The sequence below is a fragment of the Paraconexibacter algicola genome (assembly GCF_003044185.1).
GTDB lineage: Bacteria > Actinomycetota > Thermoleophilia > Solirubrobacterales > Solirubrobacteraceae > Paraconexibacter > Paraconexibacter algicola.
The window spans coordinates 522399-542788 of sequence record NZ_PYYB01000002.1 but is presented as its reverse complement, the minus strand read 5'-3'; the positions used below and the strand labels follow the sequence as shown (position 1 = coordinate 542788).

Sequence of the window (20390 nt, the reverse complement as noted above, 5' to 3'; positions counted from 1 at the left end):
CGTGGTCGTCATCGAGGACATCGAGCAGATCCCGCGTCACGCACCCGGCCGTCCGCCGGCCGGTCCCGGTGAGGGCACGCCCGGTCACGGCGGTGGCGACGACCATGCGGCGCGTCGCACGCTGCGGGCGCAGGTCAAGCGGCTCGAGCGCGAGCTCGGCGACGCGCTGATCGCCGCGTTCCCGCGCACCGCGGTCGACGTCCGCGTCCCGGCCGTGCACCGCGGACCGCAGCTGCTCGGCATCGCCGAGCTCGAGGCCCTCCGCGACAACCTCGCCGAGAAGCTCCGCGAGGCGCGCCGCGTCGTCCACGAGCGTGGGGAGGAGGAGGAGCGCAACCGCGACCTCCTCGAGCGCATGCTGCGCGACCCCAAGCGCTACAAGTTCGCGCGCCTGCCCAACCGCGACCTCGGCGAGTCCGGGTGCGGCGTCTGGCAGGTCCGTCCGCGGCTCGGCCTCATCGGCATGCTCGCGGGCTGGTGGCACGTCAAGCTCTCCAGCGGGTGCCCGTTACCCCGCTGCGCGCCGCGTCGCCCGGCCGGACGCTCGTCTAGCATCCGACGGCGATGGGGAAGCGGTCACGCAAGCGAGCGGCGCCCGGCGCCCCCCGGCCCGCCGCACCGACGGTGGCGCCAGGCACGCCCGAGCGCGGCCGTCCGGTGTCGCGCAAGGCTCGGCCGACCGAGGCGCCCGACGCGCTCTGGCACCCGCTGCCGGTGACCGAGACGCTGATCTTCCTCGGGCTCGTCGGCGTCCTCTACGGCTTCTTCACGCAGACCCCGCCGGCGCTGTTCGTCGGCATCGGCCTCGTGTCCGTCGCCGCGGTCGAGCTCGCCATCCGCGAGCACTTCGCGGGCTACCGCTCGCACAGCTCGCTGCTCGCCGCGCTCGCGGGCGTGCTGGTGGCCCTGCCGCTCTACTTCACCTCGCTCCCGGGCGAGGCGCTGCTCGTCGTCGCCGCGCTCGTCGGCGCCGGCGCGTTCCAGGTCCTGCGCACCGCCTTCGCGCGGCAGGCCGGCGGGCTCACGTTCCGCGCGTGACCTCCGCGATCCCCACCCGAGACCCGGCAGGAGACCCATGACCGACCCGTCCACCGGCGCCGCTCCCGCGCCGCGCCGCATGCAGCTGCGCGGCATCCACCACGTCACGATGATCTGCGCGGACCTGCAGCGCACGCGCGCGTTCTACCGCGACCTGCTCGGCCTCGGGGTCGTCCGCGAGGGCGACAACGACGACGACCCGGGCGCGCAGCACGTCTGGTTCGGTGACGCGGGCGGGAGCCCGGGGACGCTCGTGACGTTCCTGGAGTACCCGCAGATGGACGAGGGCCGCGTCGGGCGCGGCAGCACGCACCACCTCGCCTTCCACGTGTCCTCGCGCGAGGAGCTCGACGCGTGGCGCGAGTACCTCGTGGGTGCCGGGGTGCCCTGCAGCGACGCGCTCGAGCGCTCCGGGCTGCGGTCGGTGTACTTCCGCGACCCCGACGGGCACCTGCTGGAGATCGCCGCGGCCTGAGGCCGCGGCGCGTCCCCGATCGACTAGACCAGCGCGGCCTCGCGGGAGCGGTCGAAGCGCCCGCTGCGGTCCGGCGTGCCGGAGGTGGGGGCGGAGCCGTCGAGCATCGCGGCGACCGCGCGGCGCTGGCGCTCGGTCATCGAGCCGATCGTCTTCGTCTCCGAGAGCGGGACGCGCTGCAGGAACGTGCGGCAGCGCGTGCGACCCCAGCGCTTCTGGGCCATCAGGAGGTCGGCGACGGTCATCGACTCCGCCTCCCACGAGCACTCGAGGATCACCTCCGCGGCGCGGAGCTCGCCCGCGAGGACGCGGCGCTTGAGCTCGGCCCGGGCGAGGCGGACCTCGTTGGCCTTGGCGAGGGCGCGCAGATGCTGCGGCCCAGGGGTCGTCGAATGCTGCATGGGGTGAGATGTCCTCCCTCCCGTCGGGGTGGCACGACGGGAAATCCTCGTGTTGGGCGTCCGCGTGCACCAGCGGCGTCGGGTCCCTCGGCGGATCGCGCAGGTGGCGGCGGCAGGTCGTCCCACGAGACCCGGCCTCTGCGCGGTGCCCGCCCCGTCGACGCGTCGGCAACGCCCCTCGAAACTACGTCAGGTCGCCGGGCCGGGTCAACGTGTGAACCTCGACAACATCCGCTCAGAGCGCCTTTTTCGTGACCGACGCGTGACGCCCCGTGATCCGGTTGGTACGCCCGTCCGAACCGACCGGTCGTGACCGCCCTCGACCTCGGGTCGAGGGTCAGATGAACGGCGGGGTTCAGCCGTGGAACGACGTCGGCAGCGGCCCGTGCTCGGCCTCGAACGCGGCCTTCACCGACGAGAACGCGTCGAGCGCGCGGTCGAGCGTCGCCCGGTCGTGGGAGGCCATGACGCTCGTGCGCAGCAGCGCCCCACCGGGCGGCACCGCCGGGTGCAGCGCCGTGTTGACGAACACGCCGGCGTCGTACAGGGCCTTCCACAGCAGCACGGCCTTCCAGTCGTCCCCGACCAGCACGGGGACGATCGGCGTGACGACGTCACGGCCGTCCCCGAGCGGCTGGGGCTGCACGACCGCGAAGCCGCGCTCCTGCAGCCCGTCACGCAGGTAGCGGGCGTTGTCGAGCACCGCGGCCAGCAGCGGCGGCCCGTCGGGGGAGCGCAGGACCCGCAGCGCGGCGAGCGCCGCCCCGACCGCGGCCGGCACCGCGGCGGCCGTGAAGAGGAACGCGCGCGAGGACACGCGCAGGTAGTCGACGACCTCGCGCGAGCCCGCGATGAAGCCCCCGCACGACGCCAGCGACTTCGAGAACGTGCCCATCCGCAGGTCGACCCGGTCGGCGACCCCGAACAGCTCGGCCGTCCCGGCCCCGGTCGGCCCGAGCACCCCGGCGCCGTGCGCCTCGTCGACCATCAGCCGCGCGCCGAAGCGCTCGCAGAGGTCGCAGATCGCGGGGACCTGGGCGATGTCGCCCTCCATCGAGAACACGCCGTCGACGACGACCAGGACGCCGCCGCCGTCGCCCGCGGCCTTCTCGAGCGTCCGCTCGAGCTTGTCCAGCCGGTTGTGGCGGAACGGTCGGAGCTTCGCCTTCGACAGCAGGCAGCCGTCGAGGATCGACGCGTGGTCGCCGGAGTCCGCCACGACGGTGTCGCCCGGGGCCAGCAGCGTCCCCAGCGTGCCGACGTTCGCCTGGTGGCCGGTCGTGAAGACGATCGCGTCCTCCGTGCCCATCCAGTCGGCGATCTCCTCCTCGAGCTGCGTGTGCAGCGGGATCGTGCCGTTCAGCAGCCGTGAGCCCGTCAGGCCCGTCCCGTACTGCTCCAGCGCGTCCCGGGCGCCCTGCAGGACGCGGGCGTCCTCGGTCAGGCCCAGGTAGTTGTTGGAGCCGAGCATGATCCGCTCCGCACCCTCCATCCGCACGACCGGCCGCGCCGGGCCGTCGAGCGTGCGGAAGTAGGGGAGCAGGTCGGCGTCGCGGGCGGCGCGCAGCTGCGCCTCACGCTCGTGACCCCGGACCTTGGCGAAGACGTCGATGGCGGTGTGCGACATATAGGGTCCTCTTTCGATGAGCACCGTCGAGATCCGTCCCGTCCGCTCGCGTCGGGACCTGCGGGAGTTCGTCGAGCTCCCGTACCGCCTCCATGCTACTTCGCCGCGCTGGGTGCCCCCGCTGCGGCTGGAGCGGCGGCTGTTCCTGAGCCGCCGGCTCAACGCCTTCTTCAAGCACGGCGACGCCGAGTACCTGCTCGCCGTCCGCGGCGACCGCGTCGTCGGGCGCCTCAGCGCCCACGTCGACCACGCCTACAACCGCTACCACGACACGTCCTGGGGCTGGTTCGGCTTCCTCGAGATCGAGGACGACCCGGAGGTCCTCCCGGCGCTGCTCGACGCCGCCGAGGCGTGGCTGCGCGGGAAGGGCTGCGACCGCATGGTCGGGCCCGCCGACTTCACGATGAACGACGAGTCCGGGGTCCTGTACGAGGGCTACGACCTCGACCCGATGATCAAGCAGCCGTGGCACCCGCCGTACGTCTTCGCGCGCTGCGAGGAGGCGGCGGGCCTCGACAAGGCGATGGACCTCTGGATGTGGAACCTCGAGGTCTCCGACCGCTCGAAGATGATGCCGATCCTGTTCGAGCTCGCCGACCAGGTCGAGACCAAGCACGGGATCCGCCTGCGCAAGATGTCGCGCCGCTCGCTGCGCAAGGACGTGGACCGCTTCAAGGAGGTCTACAACAGCGCCTGGTCGCGCAACTGGGGCTTCTCGCCCTACGACGACAAGGACCTCGACCAGTACGCGCAGGAGCTCCAGCTCGTCTTCGACAAGCACTGGTTCATGGTCACCGAGACCGCCGAGGGCGAGACCGTCGGCGTCGCCATCACCGTCCCGGACGTCAACCAGGTGCTGCGGCAGATGAACGGCCGCCTGCTGCCGCTGGGCTGGTGGAAGTTCCTCACCAAGGGGCGGCGGATCGATCGCGTGCGCGTCGGCTTCCTCGGCGTCAAGCCCGAGTTCCAGCACACCGGTGTCGCCGCGAAGATGTACGTCGAGCACTTCGACATGGCCGAGGTGCGGCCGCAGAAGGGCGGCGAGATGGGCTGGATCCTCGAGACGAACAAGGCGATGAACCGCGCCATGGAGGCCATGGGCGGGACGATCGTCAAGCGCTACCGGGTCTACGAGCGCGTCTGGGGCGCCGGCTCGGAGACCGGCGAGGACGCCTGAGCACGACGCGACGCGGGCGCGGTGCCGAACACCGTGTCCCACCAGGGGGCGCTGATCCCGAACGCGACGGTGTCGTCCTGGAAGTGGTGGCGCATGTGGTGCTCGCGCAGGCGCCGCCCGAGCCGCGACCGCGGCACCCGGTGGTGCAGCAGGTAGTGCGTCATGTCGTACGCGAGGTAGCCGGCGAAGAAGCCGGCGCACAGCGCGTTGGCCTGGCCGGCGGGCAGCAGCAGGTGGTAGAGCCCGACGAACAGCGCCCCGAGCGGGAGGCTCGCCGACGGCGGCATGACCAGCCGCATCGGGTCGTTGGGATGATCGTGGTGGACCCCGTGGATCATCCAGTGCAGCCGCGCCCCGATGCCCTTCTCGGGCTCGAAGTGGAAGACGATCCGGTGCAGCCAGTACTCGGTGAGCGTCCAGGCGACGTAGCCGATCGCCACCCACAGCACGAGCCCGAGCGGCGAGCCGAGACCGCGGTCGACCGCGAAGTACAGGAACGCCCCGATGATCGGGACGAAGAGGGTGGGCACGACCGCCGGGTGCACCCGCGTGACCTTGTCGAGCAGCGGCGAGCGGAACATGGGCGGCGAGGCGCGAAGCTCCTCGGCCCTGGTGGCGTACGTGACCGATGTCCGCTCCGGCTCAGGCATCGATGTACGGGAGAATACCGACCGCTGCGGCGGCCCTCCGTGGCCGGGCGCGTCACCCGGCCCGTGCGGTCTGCCGCGGGGACTACACTCGGGCGAGCATGCCGCCGCAGCCGCCGACGGGGACCGACGAGGACACGCTCGACGAGGCCGAGGAGGTCACCGCCGAGCCCGTGCTCGGGGACGCCCGCCCCGCCGTCCGGCGGCCCGGCACCCCGGCCGCGGTCGACCCGGCCTCCGGCCGTGCCGTGGGCGCGCCCGCGACCACCCGCCAGCTCGCGGTGCAGGCCGCCGCCGTCGCCGCGACCGCCGTGGTCGCCGGCGCCGCCACCACCGCGCTCGTGCGCGCCGCCCGGGGCGGCGGTCGCGCCGCCGGCCGGGCTCGTGGCCGCGCGCGGCAGGACGGCGTCGAGGTGCTCGAGACGCGCACCTACGTCGTCGACGTGCACGTCCTCGGGCGGCGGTGAGCGCGGCCGTCCCGGTCGAGGTCCGCGCCGAGGTCCGGCCGGCCTGGCCGGTCCGGCTCCCCGGTGGCGGCATGGACGGGCTCGCGCTGCGCCGCGGCGACGTCTGGCTGCGCCTCGTGCACGTCGGCCCGTCGGCGGTCGAGCTGCGGGCCGCGCAGCCCGAGCCCGGGCGCCTCGTCCTCGGCGCCCGCGCGCGGCGCCGCGCCGACGCCGAGCACGGGCTGGAGCGGCTGCGCTTCGCACTCGGCGTCGACGACGACCTCGCCGACTTCCACGCCCGCTTTCGCGACGACCCCGTGATCGGCGCGAGCGTGCGGCGCCGCCCGTGGCTGCGCGCCCGGCGCCGTCCCGTGGCCTTCGAGGCACTCGCGTGGGCGGTCACCGAGCAGCTCATCGAGTACGACCGCGCCGTGCGCATCCAGCGGCGCATCGTCCGCGCGCACGGCCGCCCCGCCCCGGCGTGGGCGTGGCCCGGGCTGCGCGACGCCCCGTCGGCCCGGACGGTCGCGGGGCTCTCCCCGGCGCGGCTGCAGTCCTACGACCTCGCGGCGGGCCGCGCGCTGGCGCTCGTCCGCGTCGCGCGCGAGGTCGCCGACGGGCGCGTCGACCTCGACGACCCCGACCACGAGCGCGGCTGGGCGCGGCTGCGCGCGATCCCGGGGATCGGCGCCTGGACCGTCGAGGTGCTCGCGCTGCTGGGGCAGGGCCGCGACGACGTCGTGCCGGCCGGGGACCTCGGCTTCCTCAAGGCGCTCGGCGCCCTGACCTCCGGCGGCGACCCGCGCGCCCGCGTCACCGAGGAGGAGGTGCGGGCGCACATGGCGCGCTACGACCCGTGGGCGGGCCTCGCCGGCGTGCACCTGCTGCACGTCCTGACCAGCGGCCCGAAGGCGCTCGCGGCCTGAGCCGGCCGCGAGCGGTGCGACGGTCCCGTCGCTCAGTCCAGGCCCTCGCGCTCGTTGCCGATCGGGGCGCCCGGCAGGAACTCGTTCGTCAGCGACGTCGGGTCGATCTCCTTGGTGATCAGCCCGCGGTCGAGCATCCAGCGCCCGTAGGCGCGCCACTGCGACGGATCCATGTAGCCGAACGGGTCCTCGTCGTCGGCCGGGAAGAACACCGGCAGCGTCTTGCGCACGACCGCCTCCTGGAGGCCGCGGTCGAGGTCCGGGTTGGCCTTCAGCAGCGGCGTGACGCCCGCCGCCGGGTCGGCCCGGACCTGCTCGGTGCCCTGGCGCAGCGCCTGGAAGAACCGGCGCACCAGCGCGCCGCGGTCCTTCGTCGTCTCCTCGGAGGCGACGACGACGAGCTCGTCGTAGGTCGGGACCCCGACGGTCTCCATGCGGATGATGTCCGGGTCCTTCTTCTCCCGCTGCAGCTGCGTGCCCTCGTAGTTCCAGAACGCGCCGAGCGTCGCGTCGACCTTTCCGGAGATCATCGCGGGCACGAGGTTGAAGCCGACGTCGACGGTCTTCACGTCCTCGGGCGGCACGCCCGCCTCCTCGAGGATCGTCTTCAGGTACGCGGCCTGGTAGGGGATGCCGGCGGTGCCGACCGTCTTGCCGCGCAGGTCCTCCACGCGCGTGATCTTCTCCTTGCCCAGCGCCATCAGCGAGGTCAGGGGCTTGTTGACGATCGCCCCGACCGCCACGAGCTTCGCGCCCTTGTCCCGGGCGAGCAGCAGCTCGGGCTCGTAGGAGATCGCCAGGTCGGCGCGGCCCGCCTCGACGAGCTTCAGCGGGGCCGACGGGTCCGACGGGGTCTGGATGTCGACGTCGAGGCCGACCTTCGCGAACGCGCCCGACGCCTGCGCGGCGTAGATCCCCGCGTGGTCGGCGTTGGGGAAGTAGTCGAGCATCAGCGTCAGCTTCTGCGTCTGCGGCGTGCCCGCGATGTCGTCCTCCTTGGACCCGCAGGCCGACAGCAGGAGGGCGACGGGCAGGAGCAGCAGGCACAGCAGCGCGGCGGGGGAGCGGCGGGTCATCGAGGGGATCCTCCGGGTCGGGCGGCCCACGGCAGGAGACGGCGCTCCGCGAGGACCAGGGCGTAGAAGAGGGTGACGGCGAACGCGGCCAGCACGACGACCGCGGCCCAGGCGCGGGCGGTCTCGAGCTGGCCGTTGGACTGCTTGAGCAGGTGGCCGAGGCCCGAGTTGGACCCGGAGTCCTCTGCGAGCACGGCGCCGATGACCGCGATCGCGACGGCGATCCGGGCGCCGGAGAGCGCCGCCGGCGCGGCGGCCGGCGCCTCCGCCCACCAGAACACCTGGCGCGGGCTGGCGCCGAGCGTGCGCAGGAGCTTGCGCCGGTCCGGGTCGGTCCGGTCGAGCGCGTCGAGGGTCGTGACGGCCACGGGGAAGAAGCAGATGATCGTGATGATGGCGAGCTTCGGGCCCAGGCCGAACCCCAGCCAGAAGACCAGCAGTGGCGCCAGCACGACGATCGGGACCGCCTGCGAGCCGACGAGCAGCGGGTAGGTGGCGCGGCGCAGCAGCGGGCTGCGGTGCAGCGCGACCGCGGCGACGAAGCCGACGACGAGGGCGCAGAGGACGCCGAGGCCGACCTCGGTCGCGGTGACGAGGAAGTCGTCCCACAGCAGGTCGCGGTCGTCGATGAGCGCCTCGCCGATCTGCAGCGGCGAGGGCAGGATCAGCTCGCCGGGCCCGCCGATCGACGTGTAGGCCTGCCAGACGCCGAGGAACGCGAGCACGAGCAGCGCGGCGAGCATCAGCGCAGGGCCTCCAGGACGGCGGAGCGGACCTCGAGCACCGCGGGGTCGGTGCCGGTCCGGGGGCGCGGCGCGTCGACCGCGACCTCGGCGATCACGCGCGCGGGCCGGGGGGAGAGGACGAGCACGCGGTCGGCGAGCACGGCCGCCTCCTCGACGTCGTGCGTGACGAGCAGGACGGTGCGCGGCTCCGTGGCCAGCGCACCGGCGAGCCAGGCGCGCAGCTCCTCGCGGGTCAGGGCGTCCAGGGCGGCGAACGGCTCGTCGAGGCACAGCACCGGCCGGCCGGCGAGCAGCGTGCGCAGGAACGCGACGCGCTGGCGCATGCCGCCGGACAGCTCGTCCGGGCGGGCCTGCTCGAAGCCGGCGAGGCCGAAGCGCTCGAACAGCGGCCGGGCGGCGGTCCGCGCCGCGTCCCGGCCGACGCCCGCCAGCCGCGGGCCGAGCGCCGCGTTGTCCAGCGCGGTCAGCCAGGGCAGCAGCTGGTCGCGCTGGGGCATCAGCACCGCCGGGTCGGCGGCGACCGTCCCCGCGTCGGGGGCGACGAGGCCGCAGACGAGCTCCAGCAGCGTCGTCTTGCCGCAGCCGGAGGGGCCGACGAGCGCCACGACCTCACCGGGGGCGGCGTGCAGCGACAGCCCGTCGACCGCCGGCACCGGCCCGCCGCGACGCGGCCGGTGCGCGAACGCGACGCCGTCCAGCCGGACCGCCCCGGGGCCGCCCGGGGCGCCCGTGGCCGTCGGCGTCTGCGCCCCGGCGTCGCTGCGTGTGGTCATCGGCTCCCTCCGCGGGCATTACCCCACAGGTTCGAAGGGTCCGGACCCAGCGCGGGTCGATCTCAGCCGGGCGATCTTCCCAGCACCCCTGTGTACATGCGCCGTCAGCGTACTACGGGGGTCCGCTGTCAGGCGGCGGCCGCCCCCGGCCGGCCGGCCTGCACGACGTAGGACGCGCGGGTGGTGATCGGCGCCCCGGGCGTCTGCACGTACGGCACCACGCGGAAGTCCCCGCGCCAGGTCTGGCGGTCGACCTCGCAGCGCAGGTAGCCGCGCTGCTCGTTGGTGAACAGGATGTGCGGGTTCTCGGCCAGCACGGCGCGGCCGCCCGCGCTGATGTCCTGCCCGTCGCCGCCGGTGGCGATCGAGGTCGTGACGAACTCGCTGCCGAGGGTCGGGCTCGCGACGTCGCCCGGTACCGCGTGGACGTCGGCGCAGTAGTGCTTGTGCACGTCCCCGGTGAGCACGACGAAGTTCTCGACGCGGCCGTCCTGGACGGCACGCGTGATCCGCTCGCGGGCGGGGACGTAGCCGTCCCAGCTGTCGGCGCTGAACCCCTGCGCGGGACCGGCGGTGAGGTCGCGCTGGGCGAAGAACACCTGCTGGGCGAGCACGTTCCAGCGGCTGCGCGAGCGCTGCAGGCCGTCGATCACCCACCGCTCCTGCTGCGGGCCGGTGAGCGTGCGGGCCGGGTCGAGGCGGCGCGCACCGTCCTGGTCGTCGCGGTACTGACGGGTGTCGAGCACGTTCAGCGTCAGCAGGTCGCTGTACCCGACGCGGCGGTAGAGCAGCATGTCGGACCCGCGCGGGACCTGCGCGCGACGGAGCGGCAGGTGCTCGTAGTACGCCTGGAACGCGACCGCGCGGCGGGCCAGCCACGACTCGGTCGTCGCGTTGACGCCGATGCGGTCCTGGGGGGAGAGGCCCGCCCAGTCGTTGTCGACCTCGTGGTCGTCGAAGGTCACGACCCAGGGGGCGGCGGCGTGCGCGGCGCGCAGGTCGGCGTCGGTGCGGTACAGCGCGTGGCGGTTGCGGTAGCCGGCGAGCGTCTCGGGCTCGGGGCCGTCGTGCTGGCGCGGCTTCGTCGGCGCCGGGCCGCCCTCGTAGATGTAGTCGCCGAGGTGCACGACGAGGTCGAGGTCCTCCCGGGCCATGTGGCCGTAGGCGGTGAAGTAGCCGTCCTGGTAGTGCTGGCAGGAGGCGACGGCGAACCGCACGCGGTCGCCGCGGCCCGGGCGGGGCGCGGTCCGGGTCCGGCCGGTCGGGCTCTCCTGGGGCCCGACGAGGAAGCGGTAGAAGTACTCGCGGGCGGGGTCGAGTCCCTCGACCTCGACGTGGACGCTGTGCCCGACCTCGGGACCGGTGAGCGTCACGCCGCGCCGGGCGACGCGGCGGAAGCGGTCGTCGTGCGCGACCTCCCAGCGGACCGGCACGCGGCGGGCGGGCAGGCCGCCGCTGCCGTCCGGGGCCAGCGGCACGGGCGCCAGGCGCGTCCACAGGACCACGCCGTCGGGCAGCGGGTCGCCGGACGCGACGCCGAGGGTGAACAGCGGGTCGGAGAACGGGCCGCGGGTCAGCGCGCCGGCGCTCAGCGGGCGGGCGGCGAGGAGGGCGCCGGCGCCGAGCGCGGCGCGACCGAGCAGCTGGCGGCGGTTGATGGGGCGGTGGTCCCAGGTTCCGGTGATCGACATGCCCGCGAGCCTGTCAAGTGCGACAGGACGCGCATGTGATCAGGTGGTGACGGCGCCCGTCAGGCGCTGTGCACGGGGCGCGTCAGCGCCTTGACGAACTCCTCGAGGTGCGCCGTCGTCCAGCACTCGAACGCCTCGCAGTGCTGCTCGTAGGTCGCGATCACCGAGTCGCCGTAGTTCCAGTACAGCCGCGGCTCGGGGTTCAGCCAGAACGTCCGGCCGGCCTTCGCCGCGATCTGCCCGAACGTGTCGGCCGCCGGGTCGCGGCCGTTCGTGCGGGCGTCCCCGAGCACGATCACGGTCGACCGCGGGTGCAGGTCGCCCTCGACCTGCTCGCGGAACTCGCGCCAGACGCGCCCGTAGTCGGTGTAGCCGGAGACGTCGGCGACCCCGGCGTCGCGGCCGATCGCCTCGCTGACGGCGCGGAAGTTCCGCTCCTTCTCGAAGACCTCGGTGACCTCGCTGATCCGCTCGATGAAGACGAACGAGCGCATCTTGCGGAACGAGTCGTGCAGCGCGTGCAGCACGCTGAGGAAGAACACGGAGGCGCTCGCGACCGAGGTGGAGACGTCGCAGACGACGTAGATCTCCGGGCGGCGCGGCCGCTTGGGCTTGTACTTCAGCTCGACCGGCACGCCGCCGGTCTGCAGCGACGCGCGCATCGTCTTGCGCACGTCGACCTGGGCGTGGCGGCGCGAGCCGCGCTGCTCCTGGCCCTGGGTCTTGAGCCGGCGCTTGAGCTGCATCACCGTGCGGTGCACCGCGGCGAGGTCCTGGAGCGGGCCGGACGGCAGCGCGCGGTCGATCTCGTTCAGCGGCCGGGCGGGCGGCAGCTGCTCGGTCCGCTCGATCTGGCTGCGCTCGAGCTCGCGGCGCAGCAGCTGCTCGAAGCGGCGGATCTCGTCGCGCGGGAGCCCCTCGTGGCGCGGGTCGTCCTGTGGCAGCTCCGGCTGCGGCTCGGCGCGCAGGCCGAGCTGGCGGCGGATCCGCTGGACGTCGACCCCGACCACGCCCGAGCCCTCGCCCTGCTGGCCGAACGCGGCGATCGCCACCCGCGCGAGGTCGGACATCGCGTCGCCGTCGCCGTCCTGGATGGCCTGCGCGATGAGCTTGCGCAGCTCCTCCATGTCGAACTCGCCGGCGCCCTCGAAGTCGATGCCGCCCTCCTCGCGCACCCCCTCCTCGATCGCGGCGACCTCGGCCGCGCGGAAGAAGAAGCGGTCGAAGACCTGGCCGAAGATCCGCCGGTCCTCGGGGGACTTCGCGATCGTCGTCGACAGCGCCTCGCGGAACACGTCGCGCTCGGTCCAGCTGACATGGTCGAGCACCGAGAACGCGTCGAGCAGCTCGGACGTGCCGACCGCGACGCCCTCGCCGCGCAGCTCCTCGCCGAACTCCAGCAGCCGTGCCGCCATCCCGTCCTGGCGCTCGGCGCTGCGGGCGTACAGGGCGGCCTGGCGCGGGTTCGGCGTCCGCTTGCCGGGACCGGGGGCGGGGGGCGCGGGCACGGTCGCCGCCTACGAGGCGAGCCCGGGCGTGAGCTTCACGCCGACGCGCTCGCTGACGACGTCGAGGTCGGTGCGGTGCTTGACGATGATCGACATCGTGTTCTTGAACGTCTCGGCGTCGATGTCGGTGGCCCCGAGCAGCAGCAGCGCGCGGGCCCAGTCGATCGACTCGGCGATGCTCGGCGGCTTCTTGATGTCGAGGTCGCGCACGAGCTGGACGATCTCGACGAGCCGGCGGCCGACCGCGTCGGGCAGCTCCGGCGTGTGGAGCTTCACGATCTCGAGCTCGTGCTCGAGCTCGGGGTAGTCGAGCCAGAGGTACAGGCAGCGCCGCTTGAGCGCCTCGGTGAGCTCGCGCGAGTTGTTGGACGTCAGCAGCACGATCGGCTGCGAGCTCGCGGTGACGGTCCCGAGCTCCGGGATCGACACCTGGAAGTCCGACAGGATCTCGAGCAGCATCGCCTCGAACTCCTGGTCGGTCTTGTCGATCTCGTCGATCAGCAGCACGACCGGCTGCTCGCTGGAGATCGCCTGCAGCAGCGGGCGGGTGAGCAGGAACTCCTCGCCGAAGATGTCGTCCTGGACCGTCGACCAGCCGGACTCGTCGCGGCCCTCGGCCTGGATACGCAGCAGCTGCTTGCGGTAGTTCCACTCGTACAGCGCCTTGGACTCGTCCAGGCCCTCGTAGCACTGCAGGCGCACGAGCTCGCGTCCCGTGTACTGCGCGAGCGCCTTCGCGAGCTGCGTCTTCCCGACCCCCGCCGGACCCTCGACGAGGATCGGCTTGCCGAGCTGCGCGGCCAGGTAGGAGACGAGCGCGGTCGACTCGCCCGGCAGGTAGCCGGTGGCCAGCAGGCCTGCGGACAGCGCTTCGACGGACTCAGGGGTGACGGGAGTCGGCATGAGACGCGACACGATATCGGTGTGCGATCCTCGGACCGTGTCCCCGAGCGCCGTGGTCGTGACGGCCGCCATCTCGGCGGCCCCCGTGCTGGGTCTGATGGCGTTCGGGGTCGTCCTCGCCATCGCCGGTCACATGGCGCGCAACATGCGCGTCGCCGCGCTCGGGATCGGGGCGCTGTTCCTGGCGACCGGCCTGATGATGGTGCTCGGGTTCGCGTCCTACCAGGACGACAAGCGCGACCCGCGCAAGTGCAGCGACGAGCCGGACTACGCGCAGTTCTGCAAGCGCTGAGCGCGCGGCGGCCGCTCAGCCGCGGGTGCGCAGCGTCCGCGTGAAGCCGACCACGCGGCCGGTCAGGTCGCGGGCGCGGACGGTGACGCGCAGCGGGCCGGGCCGCGTCGCGCGCGGCAGCGCCACGGCGGCGGTGAAGGACCGCGTGGCCCGGCTGCGGCGGGCGGTGGCGATCGTCGTGGCGGCCCCGCCCCGCACCCGGCGGACGGTGATCCGCAGGTCGGTGACCGGCAGGCGGACCGCGAGGCTCAGCCGCAGCGCGCCGGTGCGGGAGCGGTTCGCGCGGCGCAGGCCGAGCACGCGTTCCGCCGCCAGCGTCGGGCTGGCGGGCGCGGGGGAGGGGGCGGGCGCCGGGGCCGTCGGGACGGCCGACGGATCGGGGCCCGCGTTGCGCACGATCCAGGCGGCGAGGTCGGGGGCACCGATCCGCGCGTAGACCCCGTACTGCGTCGGGAAGCCGCAGCCCAGGCCGAACGAGACCACCCCGACGAGCAGCGGAGCGCCGCCGTCCTCCACCATCAGCGGGCCGCCCGAGTCACCCTGGCAGGAGTCGCGGCCGCCCAGGCCGTTGCCCGCGCAGAGCATCGTCGCCGGGTCGTAGCCGAAGGTGTTCTGGTACGTCGCGTTGCAGGTCCGGTCGCTCTGGATCGGCACCTCGACCTGCTGCAGGTTCGGGTTGGTGGCGGGCGCCTGGAAGCTCGCGCTGCCCCAGCCGATCACCGTCGCGGTCGTGCCGGCGGACCACCGGGACTCCTGTCCCGGCTGGACGACGCGGATCGGCGCGCCGCGAGGGGCGCGCTCGAGCTCGACGAGCGCGACGTCGTTGCTGGCGCCCACCGGGGTCCCGTAGGACTCGTGGCGGATCACGCGCCGGGCCGGGATCCGCTCGCCGGTGCGCAGGTCGGTGCGGTCGGCGGTCCCGAGGACGAACGCGAGATCGGCCGCCGGGGTCACGCGCGAGCCGTCGTCGACGCAGTGCGCCGCGGTGAGGATCCAGGTCGGCCGCACGAGCGAGCCGCCGCAGATGAAGCGGCCCTCCTGCTCCATCGCCGCCATCGCCGGATAGGCGCGGGTCGGCGGGCCGCCGCCGACGATCGCGTGCGCCGGCGTCGCCGGGGCCAGCAGGGCGGTCGCGGCGAGCGCGAGGAGCAGCGGGCGGCGCATGCCTGCACGATAGGCGCCCGCGGGCCGGCGGGCGCCGCCGCTCACATCTCGCGCTCGTCGAAGCTCAGCTGACCGCCGGCGTCGCCCGGATCGGCGGGATCGCGGCGGGCGGCGGGCGGGCGCGCGGGCGGGGCGGGTGCCGTGGCACGGGCGCGCGGCCGCCCGTCGGGGGCGACCCGCGTCGGCTGCAGCGAGCTGTCCACGCGGGTGGCCCCGGTCGGTGGGTCCTCCGCCACCGGTGCCGCAGGCGGCGCGGCCGGGGCGGGCGCGGGGGCCGCGGCGGGCACGGGGTCGGCGTCGATCACCGGCGGCACCGGGCGTCGCGGCGTGCGCACCGCGGCGGGCAGCGGCGGCTCGAGCACGCGCGCGGCACGCAGCCGGACGCCCGCGGAGGCGAGGAAGATCGCGGCGCCCAGCGCCAGGAAGATGCCCCAGCGCAGCCCGTAGGTCGTGACGAGCGTGCGCGTCGTCTCCTCGTCGGGCTGGTCGAGCAGCCGGTAGAAGATGAGGAACGCCGCCCAGCCGCCCGCGGCCGCGATGACGGTCCCGTCGCCGCCGGGCAGGTGGAAGGCGCGGCCCTCGCCGCGGCGGAAGAGCAGCAGCAGCACCGAGCCCGCCACCAGCAGCGTCGCCGCCTCGACGAACGAGAACGCGGTCCACGCCGAGAGCGTGTCGGTGCTCTTGGCCAGCGCCTGGTCGCGGCCCTGCGTGACGATCGCGGTGACCGACTTCGAGTACCAGGGCAGGAACATCGTCACGACCATCGCGAGCGCGCCGTAGACCGCCAGGCGCTGCGCGGGCTCGAGCTGCGCGAACGACCGCGCGATCCGCCCGGCGAGCCCGGCGGCGAAGCGCCCGGCGCGCTGTGCCGCCCCGCCGGCGCCCGACGTCCTGGCGGGTCCCGGCTCAGCCATCGGCGTCGGCGGTCAGGGCGGACAGGGCGGCGAGCCGCCGCTCGACGAGGTCGCGCACGCGGTCGTCGACGGACGGGTCGCGGGCGACCTCGCGGGCCTCGAGCAGCGCCTCGCGGGCGCGCTCGGCCCGGTCGTCGGCGACGGTGGCGTCGGGCGTGTTCTTCAGCAGGTTGTCGGCGCGCAGCAGCAGGGTGCGGAGGCGATCTGCGGGCGCGGCGGACACGGCTCGATCGTAGCGCGGGGCCTCGGCGGCACGAACGCGTCGTTGCAGCGGTGCGCGACGTCGCCCGCACGGGCACCCCGTCTGAACGTTAGCGTTCACCACCATGCGCACCCCCTGGTCCCGTCCTGCACCGCGCCGCGCGGCCCTGTCGCTGCTGTCGGCCGCGCTCGTCGCCGCCTGCGCGCCCGCCCCCGCCTGCGCGCAGGACGAGCCGTTCACGGTCAAGACGCTGCGCTTCGACACCCGCGTCGGCCCCCAGCGGGACCAGCGCTGCGAGGTCGTCGGGGACCTCTACGTGCCCCGGTCGGCGACCGCGGCGACCCCGGCCCCGGCGATCCTCACCACGAACGGCTTCGGCGGGTCCAAGGACGATCAGGCGCCGGCGGCACGCGCGTTCGCCCGCCGCGGCTACGTCGTGCTGTCCTACTCCGGCCTGGGCTTCGGCGGCTCCCGCTGCCGCATCACGCTGGACGATCCGGACTTCGACGGGCGCGCGGGCCAGCAGCTCATCACCTTCCTCGGCGGCGGCAGCGCCGCGACCGACGGGACCCGCATCGACGTCGTGCGCCGCGACACGCGCGGCAGCGACGGCCGGCCGCACGAGCACGACCCGCGCGTCGGGATGATCGGCGGCTCCTACGGCGGGCAGGTGCAGTTCGCCGTCGCGGGCGTCGACCCGCGGCTGGACACGATCGTCCCGCAGATCACCTGGAACGACCTCTCCTACGCGCTGGCCCCGAACAACACGAGCCTCACCGAGGGCGTGAGCGCCGCGACGCCGGGCGTCCACAAGACGCTCTGGACCACGCTGTTCTTCTCGGTCGGCCTCCTGCGCGGCGTCGAGTACGCGCTCGACGATCCGGCCCGGCTGCTGCCGTGCCCGAACTTCGCCGACCAGGCCTGCCGCGCGAAGCTCGAGATGGACGCCACCGGCCACCCCAGCCCGGCGACCGTCGCGTTCGCGCGACACGCCTCGGTCGCCACGTACCTCGACCGCGTCCGCATCCCGACGTTCCTGCAGCAGGGCCAGGCCGACACCCTCTTCAACCTCCAGGAGTCGCTGGCGACCTACCGCGGGCTCCGGGCGCGCGGCGTGCCGGTGCGCCTGTTCTGGCACCGCTGGGGCCACAGCGGCGGCGCCGCCCCGGGGGAGATCGACCCCGCCGAGCCCGAGCGCGGCTACGAGACGCGGCAGTCGCTGGCCTGGTTCGAGCACTACCTGAAGGACCGCGGTCCCCGGCCGCCGCAGGACTTCCAGTTCTTCCGCGACTGGGTCGACTACGAGGGCGACGCGGGCGCCGCCTACGCCGCCGCGCCCGCCTATCCGGTCGGCGCCACGCGCACGCTGCGGCTCAGCGGCACGGACGCGCTCGTGCCCGACGGCGAGCCGGTGCGGGCCGGGGCCGCCGCCTTCACGACCACCGTGGCGAGCCTGCCGACGAGCTTCACCGAGCTCAGCGCGCTCACCCAGTCGCCGCCGGTCCGCGACCTCGACGGGACCTTCGCGGCGTGGTCGACCGCGCCGCTACCGGACGACGTCACCTCGGTCGGCGTCCCGCGGCTGACCGTGCGCGTGCAGGCCCCGCGCTCCGCCGACCCGGCGTTCATGCCGGTCCTGTTCGCCAAGCTCTACGACGTCGCGCCCGACGGCACCGTCGAGCTCACCCACCGCCTCATCTCCCCGGTGCGGATCGCGGACCCGTCGCAGCCGGTCGAGATCGAGCTGCCGGGGGTCGTGCACCGCTACCGGCGCGGCCACACGATCCGCCTCGTGCTCGCCGGCGGCGACGCCGCCTACCGTGGCGGGACCGTCCCGATGGCGGTCCGCGTCCTCACCGACGCGACCACACCGGGGACGCTCGTGCTCCCCGTCGAGGGGGACCGGGGCCTGCCGACCGGCCTGGAGGCCGAGCGGGCGGCGGCGCGGACCTGCACGAGCCGCCGGACCGTCACGTTCCGCGTGCCGCTGCGCCGCGGCGAGCGGATCACGCGGGTCGAGACGACCGTCGACGGGCGGCGGCGCGCGGTCCGTCGCGGCCGGTCGCTGCGCGCGACGGTCGTCCTGGCGGGTCTCCCACGCGGGACCGTCCGGGTCCGGGTGCGCCTGCGCACCTCCCGGGACCGGACGATCACCCGCACGGGGACCTACCGTCTCTGCGCGCGCCGCTAGGCGTTCGTCGGGCTCGGCGTCGCGGTGGGCCGGACGGCGCTGCGCGCCGGGCCCTCCTCGGAGAACCCGATCCGCTCGTGCAGGCGCGCGAGCGGGGCGGGCGACCACCAGTTCCAGCGGCCCAGCAGCGCCATCAGCGACGGCACGAGCAGGGTGCGGACGATGAACGCGTCGACGAGCACGCCGACCGCGGCCCCGACGCCGATCTGCTTGATGAACAGCACCGAGGAGGTGCTGAACGCGCCGATCGCGACGGCGAGGAGGATCGCCGCGGCGGTGACGACGGCACCGGTCCGCGCGACGCCCATCGCGACGACCTCGCGCTCGTCCACCGGCTCGCCGGAGGCCAGCGCCCGGTCGCGCAGCTCCTTGATGCGGCCGAGCAGGAACACGCCGTAGTCGGTGGAGAGGGCGAACACGAGCGTCGCGGTCACGACGAAGTCGGTGGCCTCGATCCCGCCGTTGCTCGTGTAGCCCAGCAGGCCCTCCAGGCGACCGTCCTGGAAGATCCAGGCGAGGACGCCGAGGGTCGTGCCGACGGTCAGCGCGTTCATCACCAGCGCCTTCAGCGGCAGAATCACCGAGCCGGTCATCAGCCACAGCACGACGAACGTCAGGACGGCGAGGATGCCGAGCGCGAGCGGCAGCCGGTCGCCGATCGAGGCCTGCTGGTCCAGGAACTCGGCGGCGACGCCACCGACCTGCACCTCCAGCGCGGTCGGCAGCTCGCGGATCTCGCGCACGACCTGCTGCGCGGTGTCGCTGGCGCGGCCGTCACGGGCGGTGACCGTCAGCTGCCAGGTGTCGGGCGCCAGCTGCACCGGGGCCTGCGCGCGGACGACGCCGGGCAGGTCGGCGACGGTGCGGGCCAGCGCCCCGACGGCCTGGCGGTCGGTGCCGCCGATCGCGACGGTGATCGGGTCGTTGTCGGTGGCGGTGAAGTCGCGCTGCAGCGTGTCGGCGACCTGCCGGGAGCTGAGCGACGTCGGGACGCTGGTCTGGTCGACCGGCGCCCACTGCGCACCGAGCGACGGGAGGGTCAGGACGACCATGACCGCGGCCGTGGCGAGCGCGACCAGCCCGGGGCGGCGCATGACCCCGTGGGAGATGCGGTACCAGCGGGTGGCGGCCTCCTCGCCGGTGTCGCGCACGGCGAGCTTCTCGCCCCACAGCGCGAGGAAGACCGGGGTGACGAGCAGGGAGAGCACGGCGGCGACGATCGCGACGGCGGCGCCGCCGATGCCCATCGACTGCAGGAAGTTCAGCGGGAACACGATCAGCGCGGCGAGGGCGATCGCCACGGTGGCGGCGCTGAACGCGACGGTGCGGCCGGCGGTCGCGAGCGTCGCGGCGATCGCGGCCCGGCCGGGACCGTGCTCGGCGAGCTCCTCGCGGTAGCGGGTGAGCAGCAGCAGGGTGTAGTCGATCGCCAGGCCGAGCCCGAGGCCGATGACGAGGTTGAGGGCGAAGATCGACAGCTCGGTCGCCGCGTTGACGAGCCGCAGCACGAGGAACGTCGAGAGCACGGTGGCGATGCCGACGACGAGCGGCATGACGGCGGCGCGACGGCCGCGGAAGAACAGCAGCGAGAGGAGGACGAGGATCGGGAAGGCGATCGTCTCGGCGCGGCCGAGGTCCTCGGAGATCTGGTCGCCCATCTGCGTCTGGGCGACGAGGCTGCCGCCGAGCAGCACGCCCTCGCGGTCCCCGAAGCGGGACTCGAGCGTGGAGACGACGAGGTCGTCGTCGGCGTCGGCGCGCAGCAGCACCGCGTGCGCGGCGGTGCCGCCGTCGCGGGAGAGGAGCGCGCGGTCGCCGGAGGTGGCGAACGAGCTGACGGCGGCGACGCCGGGCACGGTGCGCAGCTCGCGGTCCAGGGCGGCGACCGCGGCACGGTCTCGGGTCTCCTGGAGCACGATCACCGAGGGGGAGACCTCGGTCTGCGTCGCCCGCTCGATCCGCTCGACGGCGGCGACGGACTCGGCGTCGGGGGCGACGAAGCCCCCGTCGTCCTGGAGCGCGCCGAAGACGGGGCCGCCCAGCGCGCCGGCGAACGCGATGAGCAGGAAGACGCCCACGAGGGCGCGGCGGGGTCGGGTGATGAGCAGGTCGAGCAGGCGTGACATGGCGGTCCTTGAAGGAGGAGGGGCGACTGGACGGCTGTACATATACAGACGTAGATATACAGGTGTC

General features: G+C 74.4%; 21 protein-coding genes. 8 read left to right on the top strand and 13 right to left on the bottom strand.

Annotated elements, in window-relative coordinates; translation table 11 throughout:
• Position 1: 1 nt before the first annotated feature.
• From C7Y72_RS16580 to C7Y72_RS16570, 3 genes are read left to right on the top strand one after another with little or no spacing between them, the layout of a single operon-like run.
• Positions 2 to 718 carry a hypothetical protein gene (locus C7Y72_RS16580; RefSeq protein ID WP_107570282.1) on the top strand — a complete coding sequence of 239 codons (717 nt, stop codon included), beginning with the start codon at positions 2 to 4 and terminating at the stop codon, positions 716 to 718.
• Positions 715 to 1038 carry a hypothetical protein gene (locus C7Y72_RS16575; RefSeq protein WP_158276897.1) on the top strand — a complete coding sequence of 108 codons (324 nt, stop codon included), beginning with the start codon at positions 715 to 717 and terminating at the stop codon, positions 1036 to 1038. Before C7Y72_RS16580 ends, C7Y72_RS16575 begins: the two co-directional genes overlap by 4 nt.
• Before the next feature lie 37 nt (positions 1039 to 1075).
• Complete coding sequence (locus tag C7Y72_RS16570; RefSeq protein ID WP_107570280.1) at positions 1076 to 1513, top strand: VOC family protein; 438 nt, start codon at positions 1076 to 1078, stop codon at positions 1511 to 1513.
• Between the two features lie 23 nt (positions 1514 to 1536).
• Here the strand turns inward: C7Y72_RS16570 and C7Y72_RS16565 are convergent, their stop codons facing one another.
• A complete protein-coding gene (locus C7Y72_RS16565; RefSeq protein ID WP_107570279.1) occupies positions 1537 to 1914 on the bottom strand; it encodes a hypothetical protein in 378 nt (125 codons plus the stop codon).
• 355 nt (positions 1915 to 2269) lie between these two features.
• The gene (locus tag C7Y72_RS16560; protein WP_107570278.1) at positions 2270 to 3541 is read right to left on the bottom strand and encodes an aminotransferase class I/II-fold pyridoxal phosphate-dependent enzyme; all 1272 of its coding nucleotides are present in this window, start codon (positions 3539 to 3541) and stop codon (positions 2270 to 2272) included.
• Positions 3542 to 3557: 16 nt separating this feature from the next.
• On the opposite strand from C7Y72_RS16560, the gene C7Y72_RS16555 reads away from it, so the two are divergent.
• A complete protein-coding gene (locus C7Y72_RS16555) occupies positions 3558 to 4718 on the top strand; it encodes a GNAT family N-acetyltransferase (protein ID WP_107570277.1) in 1161 nt (386 codons plus the stop codon).
• Here the strand turns inward: C7Y72_RS16555 and C7Y72_RS16550 are convergent.
• Entirely contained in the window at positions 4670 to 5368 is a 699-nt protein-coding gene (locus C7Y72_RS16550) for a sterol desaturase family protein (protein ID WP_107570276.1), read from the bottom strand. The two genes, C7Y72_RS16555 and C7Y72_RS16550, sit on opposite strands and share 49 nt — an antisense overlap.
• Before the next feature lie 98 nt (positions 5369 to 5466).
• Here C7Y72_RS16550 and C7Y72_RS16545 point away from each other — a divergent pair, with 98 nt between their 5' ends.
• Together C7Y72_RS16545 and C7Y72_RS16540 are read left to right on the top strand one after the other, a co-directional pair.
• Positions 5467 to 5832 carry a hypothetical protein gene (locus C7Y72_RS16545; protein WP_107570275.1) on the top strand — a complete coding sequence of 122 codons (366 nt, stop codon included), beginning with the start codon at positions 5467 to 5469 and terminating at the stop codon, positions 5830 to 5832.
• Positions 5829 to 6737: a DNA-3-methyladenine glycosylase family protein gene (locus C7Y72_RS16540; protein ID WP_107570274.1), complete on the top strand. Its 909-nt coding sequence runs from the start codon at positions 5829 to 5831 to the stop codon at positions 6735 to 6737. Before C7Y72_RS16545 ends, C7Y72_RS16540 begins: the two co-directional genes overlap by 4 nt.
• 32 nt (positions 6738 to 6769) lie before the next feature.
• On the opposite strand, the gene C7Y72_RS16535 is transcribed toward C7Y72_RS16540, so the two are convergent.
• The 6 genes from C7Y72_RS16535 to C7Y72_RS16510 all read right to left on the bottom strand — a co-directional run bounded on the left by C7Y72_RS16535 (position 6770) and on the right by C7Y72_RS16510 (position 13434).
• Entirely contained in the window at positions 6770 to 7813 is a 1044-nt protein-coding gene (locus tag C7Y72_RS16535) for an ABC transporter substrate-binding protein (RefSeq protein WP_107570273.1), read from the bottom strand.
• Positions 7810 to 8556, bottom strand: a complete 747-nt coding sequence (locus C7Y72_RS16530) for an ABC transporter permease (protein ID WP_107570272.1) — start codon at positions 8554 to 8556, stop codon at positions 7810 to 7812. Before C7Y72_RS16530 ends, C7Y72_RS16535 begins: the two co-directional genes overlap by 4 nt.
• Positions 8556 to 9332, bottom strand: a complete 777-nt coding sequence (locus C7Y72_RS16525) for an ABC transporter ATP-binding protein (RefSeq protein WP_107570271.1) — start codon at positions 9330 to 9332, stop codon at positions 8556 to 8558. The genes C7Y72_RS16530 and C7Y72_RS16525 overlap by 1 nt, the downstream gene beginning before the upstream one ends.
• Before the next feature lie 128 nt (positions 9333 to 9460).
• Positions 9461 to 11023: an alkaline phosphatase D family protein gene (locus tag C7Y72_RS16520; RefSeq protein WP_107570270.1), complete on the bottom strand. Its 1563-nt coding sequence runs from the start codon at positions 11021 to 11023 to the stop codon at positions 9461 to 9463.
• Positions 11024 to 11082: 59 nt separating this feature from the next.
• A complete protein-coding gene (locus C7Y72_RS16515) occupies positions 11083 to 12531 on the bottom strand; it encodes a VWA domain-containing protein (RefSeq protein WP_233243908.1) in 1449 nt (482 codons plus the stop codon).
• 9 nt (positions 12532 to 12540) lie between these two features.
• Positions 12541 to 13434, bottom strand: a complete 894-nt coding sequence (locus C7Y72_RS16510; protein ID WP_107570269.1) for an AAA family ATPase — start codon at positions 13432 to 13434, stop codon at positions 12541 to 12543.
• A gap of 37 nt (positions 13435 to 13471) precedes the next feature.
• Between C7Y72_RS16510 and C7Y72_RS16505 the strand changes: the two genes are divergently transcribed.
• Positions 13472 to 13726, top strand: a complete 255-nt coding sequence (locus C7Y72_RS16505) for a hypothetical protein (RefSeq protein ID WP_107570268.1) — start codon at positions 13472 to 13474, stop codon at positions 13724 to 13726.
• A gap of 15 nt (positions 13727 to 13741) precedes the next feature.
• On the opposite strand, the gene C7Y72_RS16500 is transcribed toward C7Y72_RS16505, so the two are convergent.
• From C7Y72_RS16500 to C7Y72_RS16490, 3 genes are read right to left on the bottom strand one after another with little or no spacing between them, the layout of a single operon-like run.
• Positions 13742 to 14890 (bottom strand): S1 family serine peptidase, encoded by a 1149-nt coding sequence (locus C7Y72_RS16500; RefSeq protein ID WP_107570267.1) that lies wholly within the window; start codon positions 14888 to 14890, stop codon positions 13742 to 13744.
• 41 nt (positions 14891 to 14931) lie between these two features.
• Positions 14932 to 15804 carry a hypothetical protein gene (locus tag C7Y72_RS16495; RefSeq protein WP_107570266.1) on the bottom strand — a complete coding sequence of 291 codons (873 nt, stop codon included), beginning with the start codon at positions 15802 to 15804 and terminating at the stop codon, positions 14932 to 14934.
• Positions 15797 to 16027 carry a hypothetical protein gene (locus C7Y72_RS16490; protein WP_107570265.1) on the bottom strand — a complete coding sequence of 77 codons (231 nt, stop codon included), beginning with the start codon at positions 16025 to 16027 and terminating at the stop codon, positions 15797 to 15799. Before C7Y72_RS16490 ends, C7Y72_RS16495 begins: the two co-directional genes overlap by 8 nt.
• 103 nt (positions 16028 to 16130) lie before the next feature.
• On the opposite strand from C7Y72_RS16490, the gene C7Y72_RS16485 reads away from it, so the two are divergent.
• Complete coding sequence (locus tag C7Y72_RS16485; RefSeq protein ID WP_107570264.1) at positions 16131 to 18197, top strand: CocE/NonD family hydrolase; 2067 nt, start codon at positions 16131 to 16133, stop codon at positions 18195 to 18197.
• On the opposite strand, the gene C7Y72_RS16480 is transcribed toward C7Y72_RS16485, so the two are convergent.
• Complete coding sequence (locus C7Y72_RS16480) at positions 18194 to 20323, bottom strand: MMPL family transporter (RefSeq protein WP_158276896.1); 2130 nt, start codon at positions 20321 to 20323, stop codon at positions 18194 to 18196. The genes C7Y72_RS16485 and C7Y72_RS16480 overlap by 4 nt on opposite strands.
• Positions 20324 to 20390 lie beyond the last annotated feature (67 nt).